The organism is Actinoplanes lobatus (genome assembly GCF_014205215.1).
Lineage (GTDB): Bacteria > Actinomycetota > Actinomycetes > Mycobacteriales > Micromonosporaceae > Actinoplanes > Actinoplanes lobatus.
The window spans coordinates 651,519-665,355 of record NZ_JACHNC010000001.1; the positions used below are offsets into that span (position 1 = coordinate 651,519).

The following is a 13,837-nucleotide window of genomic DNA, read 5'->3' on the forward strand; positions in this document are numbered from 1 at the left end:
CCTCCCACCCACCACCCGAACCGCCCACCCCAAACCGCCCACCCCGCACCGCACCACCGCGCACCGCCTTCCCACCCACCGCACCACCACGCACCGTGCACCGCGCGCCACCGCGCCACCGCGCCACCGCGCACCGCGCGCCACCGCGCCGCCGCGCACCGTGCACCGCGCGCCACCGCACCACCGCGCACCGCCTTCCCACCCACCGCACCACCACGCACCGTGCACCGCGCGCCACCGCGCCACCGCGCCACCGCGCAAGGCCTGGCGCCTCGGCAGCCAGCGATCTTGGACGTTCTCCCACCGGATTCGGCGGCAAAACGTCCAAGATCCCGCTACCCGGGCGCGACCCCATCGCCCGCATCCGCCACCCACCCCGGAAGCCGTCCCACCGCAGCCGGACCGCCCACCCGCAGCCGACGATCTTGGACGATTTCCTACCGGATTCGGTGGCAAGACGTCCAAGATTCCGCCACCCTTGCGCCCCACCATCCGCAGCCGCCGCCACCCACCCACTCAGGGCGCCACCCAACCGCGGCCGGAACCACCGGGCCGGAGCCACCGCAGCCGCGACTCCCGCCCACTGCCAGGCGCCGCCCACAGCCGGCGACCTTGGACGTCTTGCCACCAAATCCGGTGGCAAGACGTCCAAGATCCCGCTACCCGGGCGCGACCCCATCGCCCGCATCCGCCGCCCCCGCCGGGCGCCGCCCGCCGCAGCCGGACCGCCCACCCGCAGCCGACGATCTTGGACGTTTTCCTACCAAATCCGGTGGGAAAACGTCCAAGATCCGGCCGACCTGGTTGCCCGGGCACCAACATCCGGCGACCTTGGACGGTCGACCACCAAATCCGGTGGGAAAACGTCCAAGATCTGCGTGGGGGGTCGGCGGCGGGCAAGGCGCGACGGGCGCGACGGGGCGGCGGCGGGCAAGGCGCGACGGGTCGGCGGCGGGCAAGGCGCGACGGGCGGGACGGGCGGGAGGGGGTGGATGCGGTTGGGGGGCTTCAGCCCGTACCGGAAAGGGGTTAAGGGCGACGGATCGCCGGGCCTCGATTCCACCAGAGGGAGAGGGTCACGCCGGTGACCACCAGGAGCGTGCCCAGGAGGAGGAACCAGGCGCTGATCTCGACGTCCCGCTTGGTGAGGCCGAACTCGCGGGGCAGGTCGGCGAGGACGTCGGTGAGCTGTTCGGCGTCCTCGGCCTTGAAGTAGCGGCCGCCGCTCAGGTCGGCCACCTGGGTGAGGGCTTCCTCGTCGATCTCGCGGTTGCCGCCGCCCCGCCCACCGCCGCCGAAGCCGCCTCCGCCGAAGCTTCCGCCGGTGAAGGCCGAGTCGCCGCTGACCTGGTCGGGGGTGCAGACCATCTGCTGCGGGTCGGTGGTGCCGAAGCCGATCGTGTAGACGCGCAGCCGGCGGGCGGCGGCCTGCTGGGCGGCGGTGACCGGGTCGACGCCGGTGGTGTTGGAGCCGTCGGTGAGGACGACGATGGTGTCCGGCTGGTAGTCGATCGGCGTGCCGTCCGGGGTTTCGGGCAGTTCGACGCCGGTGCCGGCCACCTCGGGGTTGATCTCGGCGATCGCGTCGATCGAGGTGAGGATGGCCTGGCCGATGGCGGTGCCGCGGCCGGTCTTGAGGTTCTCGATGGCCTTCAGCAGGGGGGCCTTGTCGGCGGTCGGCGCGACCAGCAGGCCGGCGATGCCGGAGAAGGCGACCAGGCCGATCCGGGTGTCGCCCTCTTGGGCCTCGACGAACTCGCGGGCCGCGTCGACGGCGACGGCCAGCCGGTTCGGGGCGATGTCGGTGTTGCACATCGAGCCGGAGACGTCGATGGCGAGCAGGATGGTGGTGTCGTTGGATGGCACCGTGACCGATGCCTGTGGCCGGGCCACGCCGCCGGCCAGGGCGAACAGTCCGGCCAGGAACAGGTAGACGGGGATCCGGCGGCGCCAGGCGGTGCGCCCGGGCAGGGCGGCACGGATCAGCGCGATGCTGGAGACGGTGACCGCGGTCCGCTTGCGGCGCCGGTTCAGCCACCAGCGGGCGGTCAGCAGGAGCGGTACGGCCAGCACCGCCAGCAGCGCCCACGGCCAGCTCAGCGACATCAGATGATCCTTCCGTGCCAGCGGATGCCCAGCAGCCCGCCGAGGGTGAGGAGCAGCAGGGCCGCCGCGGTGAACGGCGCGGTCAGCTCGATCGGCTCCTTCTCGGTGGTGAGCCGCAGGTCGATCGAGTCGGTGCTGGCGGCGAGCGCGCCCGCGTCGCCGGCCGCGTAGTAGGTGCCGCCGGTGACCTGGGCGACCGCGGTCAGCAGGGTCTCGTCGAGGGCGGTGGCCAGTTGGAAGCCGTCCACTTCGACGGTTCCGCCCTTGGCGGTGCCGACGCCGACGGTCTGGATCCGCACGCCGGCGGCCGCGGCGAGTTCGGCGGCGGCCTGTACGTCGGGCCCGCCGGTTTCCTCGCCGTCGGAGAAGACCACGATGGTGGCCGACGGCCAGTAGCCGAGGTCGGGCGCGGCACCGTTCTGTTCGGGCAGGTTGACCGGTTTGCCGGTGATGGTGCCGAGCGCGACCAGGATGGCCTTGCCGAGGGAGGTGCCGCCGCTGGGCGACACCCGTTCGATGGCGGCGATGGCGGCCGCGTGGTCGTCGGTGGGCGCCTGTGTGAGCAGGGCCTCGCTGCCGAAGACCAGTACGCCGACGTCGACGGTGTCCGGCTGGTCCTCGACGAAGCCTTTGGCGGCCTGCTGGGCGGCGGCCAGACGGCTCGGGGCGACGTCGCCGGCCGACATGCTGTTGGAGATGTCGAAGGCGAGCAGTACGGTGCCGGCGACCCGGGGTACGGCGACCTCGGCCTGCGGGCGGGCCAGGCCGATCAGCATGACCGGGACGGCGGCGAGGATCAGCGCGTACGGCAGATGCCGCCGCTTCCCCAGGCTTTTGAAGCCGGCCGCTTCGAGGGCCGCCGCACGCCTCTTGGCGAGTCCGACATATCCGGCTACCGCTGCGGCGCTCAGCAGGACGGCGACGGCGATCACGGCCGGGTAGAGGAAGGTCACCGGGGCCTCCGTCCGGAACGGCGGACCATGTCGACCAGGGTGGCGAGCATGTCCTGGTCGGTGGTGATCCGGTGGGGGTCGACGCCGGCCCGGCGCATGGCCTCGGCGACCTCCCGCTCGCGGGCGCCGACCTGTTCGGTGAGGCGGGCGCGCAGCAGCGGGTCGCTGGTGTCGACGAGCAGCTGTTCGCCGGTCTCGGCGTCCTCGACGAGGATCAGGCCGAGGTCGGGCAGTTCCAGTTCGGCGGGGTCGACGACGCGGATGACGACGACCTCGTGGCGGTGGGCGAGCCGGGCGAGCGGGCGGTCCCAGCCGGGGTCGCCGATGAAGTCGGACATCACGAAGACGAGGCTGCGCCTTTTCGAGGTCGTCGTGGCGGCCAGGTTGAGCATGGCCGCAAGGTCCGTCGTTTTGTCCGACTTTTTCGGAACATTTCCGGTCAGTTCGCGCGCGATCCGCAAAACCTGATCCCGCCCCGTCCGCGGTGGGACCACCCGGCGAGAAGCGTTGTCGAACAGGATCGCCCCGACCCGGTTCCCCCCTTGGGAGATCAACCGCCCGATACTGATCGCCAGATCGGCCGCGGTCGACTCCTTACCGGCACCCCCACCGAAGCGCATCGACGCCGACCGGTCGATCACCAGCCAGGCGGTCATCTCGCGATCCTCGGTGTACAACCGCACGAACGGCTCGTCCACCCGCGCCGTCACGTTCCAGTCGATGTGCCGGACGTCGTCCTCGGGGGTGTAGGCCCGCAGGTCGGTGAAGTCGAGCCCGGCCCCGTGCCACACGGTCCGGTAGGAACCCTGCAGGCGCCCGTCGAGGCGGCGCCCGAGCTTCCACTCGAGGCGCCGCAGCAGCCGATCGGGGGCCGTCGTCATCGAGTCCGGCCCGCCGGCTCCGGGAACGTCATGTTCGCCAGGATCTTGGCGATGATCAGATCCGCGGTGACCTCGTCGGAGAGCGCCTCGTAGGAGAGCACGAGCCGGTGCCGCAGCACGTCCAGGGCCAGGTCGCCGAGGTCCTCGGGCACCACGTACTCGCGGCCGCGGATGTAGGCCAGCGCCCGGGCGGCCAGCACCAGGCTGATCGAGGACCGCGGGCTGGCGCCGAAGGTGACGTACCGGGCCAGGTCGGTGAGCCCCACCCGGGCCGGGTCACGGGTGGCGTGCGACAGGTTGACCGCGAACTCGATCAGCGACGGGTCGACGTAGACCCGGTCGACCTCCTCCTGGAGCCCGGTGAGGATCTCCGGGTCGATGATCGACTGGATCGCGGCGGCCCGGGCCAGGGCCCGCTCGACCACCACGAACTCCTCGGTCACGCTCGGGTAGCCGACGACCACCTTCATCATGAACCGGTCGACCTGGGCCTCGGGCAGCGGATAGACGCCCTCGTTCTCGATCGGGTTCTGGGTGGCCATCACCAGGAACGGGCTGGGCAGCTTGTGGGTCTCCCGGCCGATGGTGACCTGGCGTTCCTGCATGGTCTCCAGCAGGGCGCTCTGCACCTTGGCGGGCGCCCGGTTGATCTCGTCGGCGAGCAGCAGGTTGGTGAAGACCGGACCGAGCTGGACCTGGAACTCGCCGGTCCGCTGGTTGTAGATCCGGGTGCCGATGATGTCGGCGGGCACCAGGTCGGGGGTGAACTGCACCCGGTGGAAGTCGCCGCCGATCGCCTCGGCCAGGGATTTCACGGCGAGCGTCTTGGCCAGGCCGGGCACGCCCTCGACCAGGATGTGCCCGCGGGCCAGCAGCGCCACGATCAGGCGTTCCAGCAGGTTGTCCTGGCCGACGATGGTCTTCTTGACCTCGTACAGCACCTTCTCGATCGGGCCGGCGGAGGCGGGCGGGGCGTCGGTCCAGCTCATGCGTCCATCGCTTTCTTCTCAAGCTTCTCAGAGGGGAGGCGACTGTCCGTCGCCCTCGCCGGTGCCGCCGAGCGCCGCCCCGATCGGCACGGCGAACCCGATGCCGATGAAGGTGCCGGCGCCGCTCGGGTTGGCCAGCGCGATCACGATCCCGATCACCTGCCCGCGGTCGTTGATCAGCGGTCCGCCCGAGTTGCCGGGGTTGACCGCCGCGTCGAACTGGATGAGGCCTTCGATTCCCTGCCCACCATCGTCGCCGTTCAGCTTCCGGTTCAGCCCGGAGACGACGCCGCTGGTGGTGCTGAAGACCAGCCCGAGCGGGTTGCCGATCGCCACCACGTCGTCGCCGACCGCGGCACCGCCGCCGAGCACCGCCGGGACCAGCGTCTCCGGCAGTTTCTCCGGGGTGAGCATGGCGATGTCCCGCGACGGGTCCTCGCTCCGCAGCTTGGCCGCGGCCTTGGTGCCGTCGGCGTAGGTGAGCTCGATCGTCTCGGCGCCGTCGACCACGTGCAGGGCGGTCAGGACGGTGCCGTCGGCGTTGGCGATCACGCCGGTGCCGCTGCCCGCCTCGGCGCGGTCCCGCGAGTCGTGCCCGGTGGTCTCGATGACCACCACCGACGGGGTGAGCGTCTGGTAGATCTGCGCCACGGTGAGGGGCGCGTCCGAGGCGGACGGCACGGCCGACGGGGCGGTCGCGGCAGGCGTGCCGTCATCACCCCCACCGCGTACGGCCACGAGCACCGTGATCGCCACGGCCCACACCACGATCGCCCCGATGAGCACCCGGCGACGCAGATCAGCGGTGTTCCATCGGCTCTTCCGCTCCTCCGGAGGGGGTTCCGGTGTCTCGGCTCCCTCCGGGCGGAGCACCGTCATCACGGCACGACCGCCACACTCAGCATTTCTCGACCCTAGAAGCCATTCCTAAGAATTTGCCAAGAGAGTGCTCATGGTTTCCGGTACGCGACATCACCCATAAGCCCACGAAGCGGATGTTGCCGGGAGTTCCCTATCAGGGTGACCCGCGAGTAACGTGTCCCGCCTAGGGGGAATGCCATGAGCACGACTCAGCGCAAAACCACCGACGTCTCCGAGAAGCAGGCCCGCCAGACCGCGGAGGCCGCCCGCGAGTCCGAGTGGACCCGTCCCAGCTTCGGCAAGGAGCTGTTCCTCGGCCGGTTCCGGCTCGACCTGATCGACCCACCACCGGCGGCTACGCCCCGGCCCGCGTTCCTGGACCGGCTGGAGGAGTTCCTGCGGTCCGAAGTGGACGGCGCCCGGATCGAGCGGGAGGCGCGGATCCCCGACGAGGTCTTCCAGGGTCTCGCCCGGCTGGGCGCCTTCGGCATGAAGATCGACGAGGAGTTCGGCGGTCTCGGTCTGTCCAACCTGCACTACTGCAAGGCGCTGACCATGACCGGCTCGGTGAACGCCTCGGTGGCCGCGCTGCTCTCCGCACACCAGTCGATCGGTGTGCCGCAGCCGCTCAAGCTGTTCGGCACCGAGGCGCAGAAGCGGGCGTTCCTGCCCCGGCTGGCGGCCGGCGAGGTGTCCGCGTTCCTGCTCACCGAACCGGACGTCGGCTCCGACCCGGCCCGGCTGGGCACGGTGGCCGAGCCGGTGGAGGGCGGCTTCCGGCTCAACGGGGTGAAGCTGTGGGCCACCAACGGCACGGTCGCCACCCTGCTGGTGGTGATGGCCCGGGTCCCGGAGAAGGGGATCACCGCGTTCGTGGTGGAGGGCGACGCGCCGGGCATCACGGTCGAGCGGCGCAACGCGTTCCTCGGGCTGCGCGGCCTGGAGAACAGCGTGACCCGCTTCCACGACGTGTTCGTGCCGGCGGAGAACGTGATCGGTGGCCTCGGCAAGGGCCTGCGGATCGCGCTGACCACGCTGAACACCGGCCGGCTGTCGCTGCCGGCGATGTGCGTCGGCGCCGGCAAGCGGGCGCTGGCGATCGCCCGGGAGTGGTCGGCCGACCGCGTCCAGTGGGGCCGCCCGGTCGGTACCCACGAGGCGGTGGCCAAGAAGATCGCCTTCATCGCCGCCACGACGTACGCCATGGAGTCCATGCTCGACCTCTGCTGCCGGATCGCCGACGACCACCGCAACGACATCCGGATCGAGGCCGCCCTGGTCAAGCTGTTCGCCAGCGAGATGTCGTGGCTGGTGGCCGACGAGCTGATCCAGATCCGCGGCGGCCGCGGTTACGAGACGGCCGAGTCGCTGGACGCCCGCGGCGAACGGGCCGCCGAGGCCGAGCAGATCCTCCGCGACCTGCGGATCAACCGGATCTTCGAGGGCTCGACCGAGATCATGCACCTGCTCATCGCCCGGGAGGCGGTCGACGCGCACCTGTCGGTGGCCGGCGACATCATCGACCCGGACGCCGATCTCGCCCGCAAGGCTCGCGCCGGGGCGCGAGCCGGGGCGTTCTACGCACGCTGGCTGCCCACGCTCACGGTCGGTTCGGGGCAGAACCCTTCGGCGTACGGGGAATTCGGTCCCCTGGCGCACCACCTGCGGTGGGTGGAACGCACCTCGCGACGGCTGGCCCGGTCCACGTTCTACGCGATGTCCCGCTGGCAGGGCCGGATGGAGCGCAAGCAGGCGTTCCTGGGCCGGATCGTGGACATCGGCGCCGAGTTGTTCGCGATGGCCGCGGTGGTCTCCCGGGCACACGCCGAACGCGACGACCGTCCCGCCGGCCGGGAGCTGGCCGACCTGTTCTGCCGGCAGGCGCGGCTGCGGGCCGAGGCGCACCTGGCCGCCCTGTGGGACAACACCGACGCCCTGGACGCGAAGGCCGCCGAGCGGGTGCTCGGCGGCCGGTACGCGTTCCTGGAGGAGGGGGTGATCCACCCGCCGGCGGACAAGCCGTGGGTGGCGGCGTGGGAGCCCGGCGCCAGCACCGCCGAGGACGTCCGCCGCCGGATCCCACCCCCGTCCGGCTGAGGGCTCAGCCGCGCGAGATGGCGGTCATCTCGTCGCGGTCGACGACCTTGATCCGCTTGCGGCCGTGCGGCTCGCCGAGCGCGATCTCGTGGGCGTCCAGCAGCTGCCAGCCGGCCCAGGTGGTGATCGGCAGGCCGCGCTGCTCCAGGTAGGCGACCGGGGCGTCCGGGTCGCCCTCCGGGGCGAGCGGCAGCCGGCCCTGCTCCTGGTCCTCCAGGAGGCTGGCGACCGTCTCACCGGAGCAGCCCTTGGTGTGGCCGATCAGGCCGACCGGGCCGCGCTTGATCCAGCCGGCCACGTAGGTGCCGGGGACGTGCTCGCCGTCGAGGTCGATGACCCGGCCGGCGGCGTGCGGGATGGTGCCGGTACGGGTGTCGAACGGCAGGTCCGGCAGCGCGGAGCTGAGGTAGCCGACCGCACGGTAGACGGCCTGCACGTCCCAGTCGGTGAACTCGCCGGTGCCGCGCACCCAGCCGTCGCCGGTCAGCTCCTGGGTCTCGGTACGCAGGCCGACGACCTTGCCGTCCTCGCCGAGCACCTCGACCGGGGCCTGGAGGAAGTACAGGTGCAGGCGGCGCGGACGGTCCCGCGGGTCGCGGACGGCCCAGTTCTGGAGGATGTCCACGCACATCTTGATGTGCCGGGTCTGGCGCATCGCCTCGAGGCTGGCCTCGTCGAACTCGATGCCCTCGGGGTGGACGATCACCTCGACGTTCTCCGAGTGGTCCAGCTCGCGCAGTTCCTGCGGGGTGAACTTGACCTGGCCCGGGCCGCGGCGGGAGAACAGGTGCACGTCGGTGACCGGGCTGGACCTGAGGGCCTGGTAGACGTTGTCCGGGATCTCGGTGACCAGCAGCTCGTCGGCGGTCTTGGCGAGGATCCGGGCGACGTCGATGGCCACGTTGCCGGCGCCGATGACGGCGACCTCGCGGGCCTCCAGCGGCCAGTCGCGCGGCACGTCCGGGTGCCCGTTGAACCAGGAGGCGAAGTCCGCGCCACCGAAGCTGCCCTGGAGGTCGATGCCCGGGATGTCGAGGGACCGGTCCTTCTCCGCGCCGGTGGAGATGACCGTGGCGTCGTAGAAGCGGTTCAGCTCCTCCGGCTTGACGTCGACGCCGTACGAGACGTTGCCGATGAACCGGATCCGGGGGTTGTCCAGGACCCGGAAGAGCGCGTTGACGATCTCCTTGATCCGCGGGTGGTCCGGGGCCACGCCGTACCGGATGAGACCGTAGGGGGTCGGCAGCTTGTCGAAGATGTCGACGGTGACCGTCTCCGATGCCTTGATCAGATGGTCGGCGGCGTAGATACCGGCCGGGCCGGCTCCGATGACGGCAACTCGCAGGGGGCGGTTCATGGTCGCTTCCTAACTCGCGCTTCGATTCCGTCAGCCAAGATCGACGGCAGGCCGAAGCGACTCTAAAACCTCAACCTAGGTTGAGATCAATGCCGCCTCCCTCGACAAAGCAGGCAAAGCGGACTTAGGGTACCCTCATGCAGGGCTCTGACCTGGGAAAACATTCACTTCTGTGTAACGGGTCTCCCTGCTCACCCGTGAGACGCCCCCCTGAGCCCCCGGTCATCGGCTTCTGGGGTTCCCGGCAGGCGCCGTATCGAGCCTTACTGATCTGGCGTTACCGATCGGTAGCCCTGCCCACCCGAAGGAGCGTTCGATGACCCGCATCCACCCTCTCCGCGCGCTGCTCACCACCGTCGCCTCGGTGACCGTCCTGCTCGGGGTGACCACCCCGGCGTACGCCGTCACCCCCGCCGAGAAGCTCCAGGTCCTCGCCTCCTTCACCCAGAACAGCGCGGACTCCTACAACAGCTGGAACGCCGCCCGGCAGAACCAGGGCGCATGGGCCGCCTACGGGTTCGACTGGGAGACCAACTACTGCACCGCCAGCCCCGACAAGCCGCTCGGCTTCGACTTCACCCTCGCCTGCCAGCGGCACGACTTCGGGTACGGCAACTACGAGGCGGTGGGCGCCTTCTCCGCCAACAAGTCCCGCCTCGACGACGCCTTCTACGCCGACCTCAAGCGCAAGTGCGGCACCTACTCCGCCGCCGTCCGCCCCGCCTGCAACAGCCTGGCCTGGACCTACTACGAGGCCGTGGTCGTCTTCGGCTCGACCGCCGCGGTCCAGCCCGCCGACATCGAGGCCGCCGAGGCCCTGCTCGGCTGAACCGCCCCGCACCCGGCCACGAGGACGAGCAGCGCCCCGATCGCCGTACCCGGCCATCCGGGCGCTGTTCGGGCCATCGGCCACACGGCCGCCCGGTCAGGCTCGCGTGGCGCTTTCGAGAGAGGCGGACGGCTCGTTCTGCCCGAGCAGCAGCGCGTAGGCGGCCCCCGCGATGAGACCGCCGGCGAGTGGCGCGACGATGAACAGCCACAGTTGGCCGATGGCGTCACCGCCCGCGAACAGCGCCGGGCCGATCGATCGCGCCGGGTTCACGGAGGTGTTCGTCACCGGAATGCTGACCAGGTGGATCAGCGTGAGGCCGAGACCGATCGCGATCGGTGCGAAGCCGCGCGGCGCCCGGGTGTCCGTCGCACCCAGGATGACGAACAGGAACACGGCGGTCAGCAGAACCTCCGTGATCAGTGCGGCGAGCAGCGAGTAGCCACCGGGTGAGCGGTCGCCGTACCCGTTTGTCGCGAAGCCCGATTCCACGGCGTCGAACCCCGGTCTGCCGGACGCGATGACGTACAGCACACCGGCGCCGGCGATCGCCGCGACGACCTGGGTCACGACGTAGGCCGGGGTGTCTCGCCAGCGGAACTGGCCGGCCGCGGCGAGACCGACGGTCACCGCCGGGTTGAAATGACCGCCCGAGATGTGCCCGACGGCGTACGCCATCGTCATCACGGACAATCCGAACGCCAGCGCCACGCCGAGAAAGCCGATACCGAGCTGTACGTCGGCGGGGCTGAGAAACACGGCGGCGAGAACAGCCGAGCCACAGCCGGCGAAGACCAGCCAGAAGGTGCCGAGGAATTCGGCGGCGATTCGTTTGCGCAGCGCCGGCGCGGGCGTGGACATGTCGCCAGGCTCCCACGACACGGCGGCGCGTGAAGCGTTTTCCCTGCCGGTTACGCCCCTGTGCGTTCATGTCACGGACCCGGACTCACGGCTGCGGTCGGTACGGGACCCGACTGCGCCGGTTCCGGCGTACGCGTTGAGGGTGGTCACGTCGATGGACGTCTCGGCAGGCAGGGTGAAGGTGAAGCGGGTGCCGCCACCGGGGTTGTCGGTGGCGGTGATGGTGCCGCCGTGGCGTTCCACGGTGCGTTTGCAGATGGCCGGCCCGAGACCGGTGCCGCCGTAGCCTTGGCCGCGGTGGGCCCGGTGGAAGGTGTCGAAGACGGCGTCGTGCTGTCCGGCGGGGATGCCGATGCCGTTGTCGGCGATGGTGACCGTGACGGTGTCGCCCTCGCGGCTGCTGGCGACGGTGATGTGTGGGGTGACGCCCACGGCGGTGTCGGCGGCGGCTTCGGTCCAGCCCTCGACGGTGGTCAGCGGGTTGAGCAGGTCGTGGGCGACGACGCCGGCGAAGCCGGCGAGTTCGTCGCGATGGCGGGTCTCAGCGGTGATGTCGCGCAGCAGCACGACGGAGCTGTGGGTGGCGCCGTCCGGGCCGATCAGGGTGTCGCGGTGCTGCGCACGATCCGTGCCTCCGACAGGTCGGGGTTGCGCACGGTGACATCCAGGACGTGGATCTTCCCGTCCGCGGCGGTGATCCGCCAGGGCAGATCGCCGTCGGTGAACGGGCTGCCGTCGAGGTGCCGGAACCCGTAGAAGCCGACCGGGTCGGGCATGTCGGATGACCGGATGCGGCCGAGCAGGGAGACGGCGGCGGGGTTGTGCATCAGCAGGCGCCCGTCGCGGTCGGTGACGGTCACTCCGTCAGCCATGGAGTTGACGATCGCGTTCATCAGCTTCGCCTGCCGGGATGCCTGCTCCTTCTCGTCGGCGAGTTCGGTGGTCAGTGTGGCCCGTTCGTCGCGGCCCAGGGCCAGGGCCAGACCGATCAGGGAGACCATGGAGATGAACACCTGTGCGATCAGCACCCGGTACGCCGACGAGCCGAGATCCGCGAAGGGGCCGACATCGTGCAGCGTGGCCAGGGCGATGGCGATGGCGATGCATACGTTGTGTGCCACCAAGTACGTGGTGGACAGGCGGACCCCGGCCCATACGGTCAGCGCGATCAGCGGGAACACCATCGACACGCCGGGCGCGGTCAGGGTGTAGCCGTACCCGGCCAGCAGGCACAGGGTCACAGCCGCGTACTCGGCCACGCGGGCACCGGTCGGGGTGACACGGTTTCGTTGCCGCCATCCGGCGATGAGAGATCCGTACCGGGCGCGGCAGGTCGCGAGCAGGGTCTCGACGTGCAGTGTGACCGCGCCGTAGAGCAGCATGCTCGCGACGTCGAGGAAGAACCAGGTGGCCGTCGCCGGGCCCGAGGGCATGCCCGTGATCAGCCACAGGCCCGCGGCGCCCACCATGGCGCCGACCGTTGCGGCCGTAGCGACGACCGCCAGCAGCGCCCACAGGTCGCGAGGACGGCGCAGCCTCGCGGCGTCGTCACCGTCGGATCCGGGGTACGCGCGCGGCAGCAGACGCAGGAACACCGAGACCTGCACCAGACCGGTGACGGCGCAAATCGCGGCCACCGCCGGGCCGGCGCCGGCGGCCAGGTTCATGGCCATGATCACGGCCACCAAGGCGACCGGGTCCGCCCAGCGCACGCGGGCCCTCCGCTGCGCGGTGAACCACATCACCGCGATCCCGGCCGCCGGCCAGACCAGGGGCACGCCGCTCTGCCGGGTCATCTCCACCCGGATCAGGCTCTCCATGGCCAGGAAGATCGCGGCGAACGCGGTCGTACGCAGCAACGACGCCGAGATGCTCTGCATCAGGGCTCACTCCCGATGGCGGTGGTACCGATGGTCGGCTGCCACACCGCTAAGCACAACCGCGTGCGGATGAACCGCCTGGGCCGGTAGTCCCCGGCGCCCGTAGGCCTCGCCAGATCAGGCTACGACGCCCGCGACGCGACTGCCCGGCCGACACCGCGATTGCCGCTCCGCTCGACCGGTGTCAGTGGTGAGGGCTCGGCGGCGCCGGCCGGGTGAGGTAGGCGACGGTGACGGTGTTCAAGGGTCCGGCCAGGGCTCGGCGGCGCGGCCGATCCGGCGAATCGGCCCGTCGAGCGGATCAAGGGGTGATCGGCTGGTCGATCCGGACCATCGCGATGCCGGGGCGTACCTTTGCGATGGCGTCGAAGTCGGCATCGACGTGCGCGAGGGTCAGGCCGTGTGACTCGGCGGTCAACGCGATGATGAGATCCATCGGCGACGGCCCGCGATGGTGGCCGATCTTGATCAGGTCTCGCTGGATCGCGAGCACTTGCCGCCAAGGATCATCAAGCGCCGGGACCCAGCCGAACGTACGGCGCAGCACTGCGGTGAACGGCTCGAAGTCACGGCCCGCCCGAACGCCGACCATGAGTTCGGACTCGACCGGCGGGCAGATCGCGACGACGCCTTGCGCGACCAGCCGGGGCCACGCTCCGCCGATCTGCCCACGCAGGAGCCGCCACACTGCTGAGGTGTCGGCCAGATAATCGGTCACCGGCCCGAGCGTTCGTACTCGTCCAGGGCCTCGAAGTCGAGATAGTCCGCGGCGTTCTCCTGCAGCCAGGCGAGTCCGCGTGCCCGGTCCTCGCCGTTGGTGCCGGCCGCGATTACCAGCGCCTGATTGATCGTGTCCCGCTTGGTCTTGGTACCCAGCTGCCGCTGCGCCAGCGCAAGGCTTGCTTCGTCAAGGTCGACTACGGTCCGACTCATCAGCGCCTCCCTCGTGATATACAGCCTGGCACACAGATATCAGTGTAGGCGCCCGGACTCACAACCAACGACTGCGGCATGGCCCTCGGC

At 70.6% G+C, this 13,837-nt stretch carries 13 protein-coding genes; 2 read left to right on the plus strand and 11 right to left on the minus strand.

Features of this window, described 5'->3' with window-relative positions:
- Positions 1-1,029 precede the first annotated feature (1,029 nt).
- From BJ964_RS02800 to BJ964_RS02820, 5 genes are read right to left on the minus strand one after another with little or no spacing between them, the layout of a single operon-like run.
- A complete protein-coding gene (locus BJ964_RS02800) occupies positions 1,030-2,106 on the minus strand; it encodes a VWA domain-containing protein (protein WP_188119201.1) in 1,077 nt (358 codons plus the stop codon).
- The gene (locus BJ964_RS02805; RefSeq protein WP_188119202.1) at positions 2,106-3,059 is read right to left on the minus strand and encodes a VWA domain-containing protein; all 954 of its coding nucleotides are present in this window, start codon (positions 3,057-3,059) and stop codon (positions 2,106-2,108) included. The genes BJ964_RS02800 and BJ964_RS02805 overlap by 1 nt, the downstream gene beginning before the upstream one ends.
- Positions 3,056-3,940, minus strand: coding sequence for a DUF58 domain-containing protein (locus tag BJ964_RS02810; protein ID WP_188119203.1), 885 nt, complete (start codon positions 3,938-3,940; stop codon positions 3,056-3,058). The genes BJ964_RS02805 and BJ964_RS02810 overlap by 4 nt, the downstream gene beginning before the upstream one ends.
- A complete protein-coding gene (locus BJ964_RS02815) occupies positions 3,937-4,929 on the minus strand; it encodes an AAA family ATPase (protein ID WP_188119204.1) in 993 nt (330 codons plus the stop codon). The genes BJ964_RS02810 and BJ964_RS02815 overlap by 4 nt, the downstream gene beginning before the upstream one ends.
- A gap of 27 nt (positions 4,930-4,956) precedes the next feature.
- Positions 4,957-5,808 (minus strand): S1C family serine protease, encoded by an 852-nt coding sequence (locus tag BJ964_RS02820; RefSeq protein WP_188119205.1) that lies wholly within the window; start codon positions 5,806-5,808, stop codon positions 4,957-4,959.
- Positions 5,809-5,988: 180 nt separating this feature from the next.
- On the opposite strand from BJ964_RS02820, the gene BJ964_RS02825 reads away from it, so the two are divergent.
- A complete protein-coding gene (locus tag BJ964_RS02825) occupies positions 5,989-7,887 on the plus strand; it encodes an acyl-CoA dehydrogenase family protein (RefSeq protein WP_188119206.1) in 1,899 nt (632 codons plus the stop codon).
- A 4-nt stretch (positions 7,888-7,891) separates the two neighbouring features.
- Here BJ964_RS02825 and BJ964_RS02830 read toward each other — a convergent pair whose 3' ends face one another.
- Positions 7,892-9,244 carry an FAD-dependent oxidoreductase gene (locus BJ964_RS02830; RefSeq protein ID WP_188119207.1) on the minus strand — a complete coding sequence of 451 codons (1,353 nt, stop codon included), beginning with the start codon at positions 9,242-9,244 and terminating at the stop codon, positions 7,892-7,894.
- 316 nt (positions 9,245-9,560) lie between these two features.
- Here BJ964_RS02830 and BJ964_RS02835 point away from each other — a divergent pair, with 316 nt between their 5' ends.
- The gene (locus BJ964_RS02835) at positions 9,561-10,073 is read left to right on the plus strand and encodes a phospholipase (RefSeq protein ID WP_188119208.1); all 513 of its coding nucleotides are present in this window, start codon (positions 9,561-9,563) and stop codon (positions 10,071-10,073) included.
- Positions 10,074-10,169: 96 nt separating this feature from the next.
- Here the strand turns inward: BJ964_RS02835 and aqpZ are convergent, their stop codons facing one another.
- From aqpZ to BJ964_RS02860, 5 genes are all read right to left on the minus strand, one after another.
- A complete protein-coding gene (aqpZ, locus tag BJ964_RS02840) occupies positions 10,170-10,934 on the minus strand; it encodes an aquaporin Z (protein WP_188119209.1) in 765 nt (254 codons plus the stop codon).
- A 66-nt stretch (positions 10,935-11,000) separates the two neighbouring features.
- Positions 11,001-11,501 (minus strand): ATP-binding protein, encoded by a 501-nt coding sequence (locus BJ964_RS02845; protein ID WP_188119210.1) that lies wholly within the window; start codon positions 11,499-11,501, stop codon positions 11,001-11,003.
- A gap of 32 nt (positions 11,502-11,533) precedes the next feature.
- Positions 11,534-12,814, minus strand: coding sequence for a PAS domain-containing protein (locus tag BJ964_RS02850; protein WP_188119211.1), 1,281 nt, complete (start codon positions 12,812-12,814; stop codon positions 11,534-11,536).
- A 301-nt stretch (positions 12,815-13,115) separates the two neighbouring features.
- Entirely contained in the window at positions 13,116-13,532 is a 417-nt protein-coding gene (locus BJ964_RS02855) for a PIN domain nuclease (RefSeq protein WP_188119212.1), read from the minus strand.
- Positions 13,529-13,747: a DUF2191 domain-containing protein gene (locus BJ964_RS02860; protein WP_188119213.1), complete on the minus strand. Its 219-nt coding sequence runs from the start codon at positions 13,745-13,747 to the stop codon at positions 13,529-13,531. The genes BJ964_RS02855 and BJ964_RS02860 overlap by 4 nt, the downstream gene beginning before the upstream one ends.
- Between the last annotated feature and the right edge of the window lie 90 nt (positions 13,748-13,837).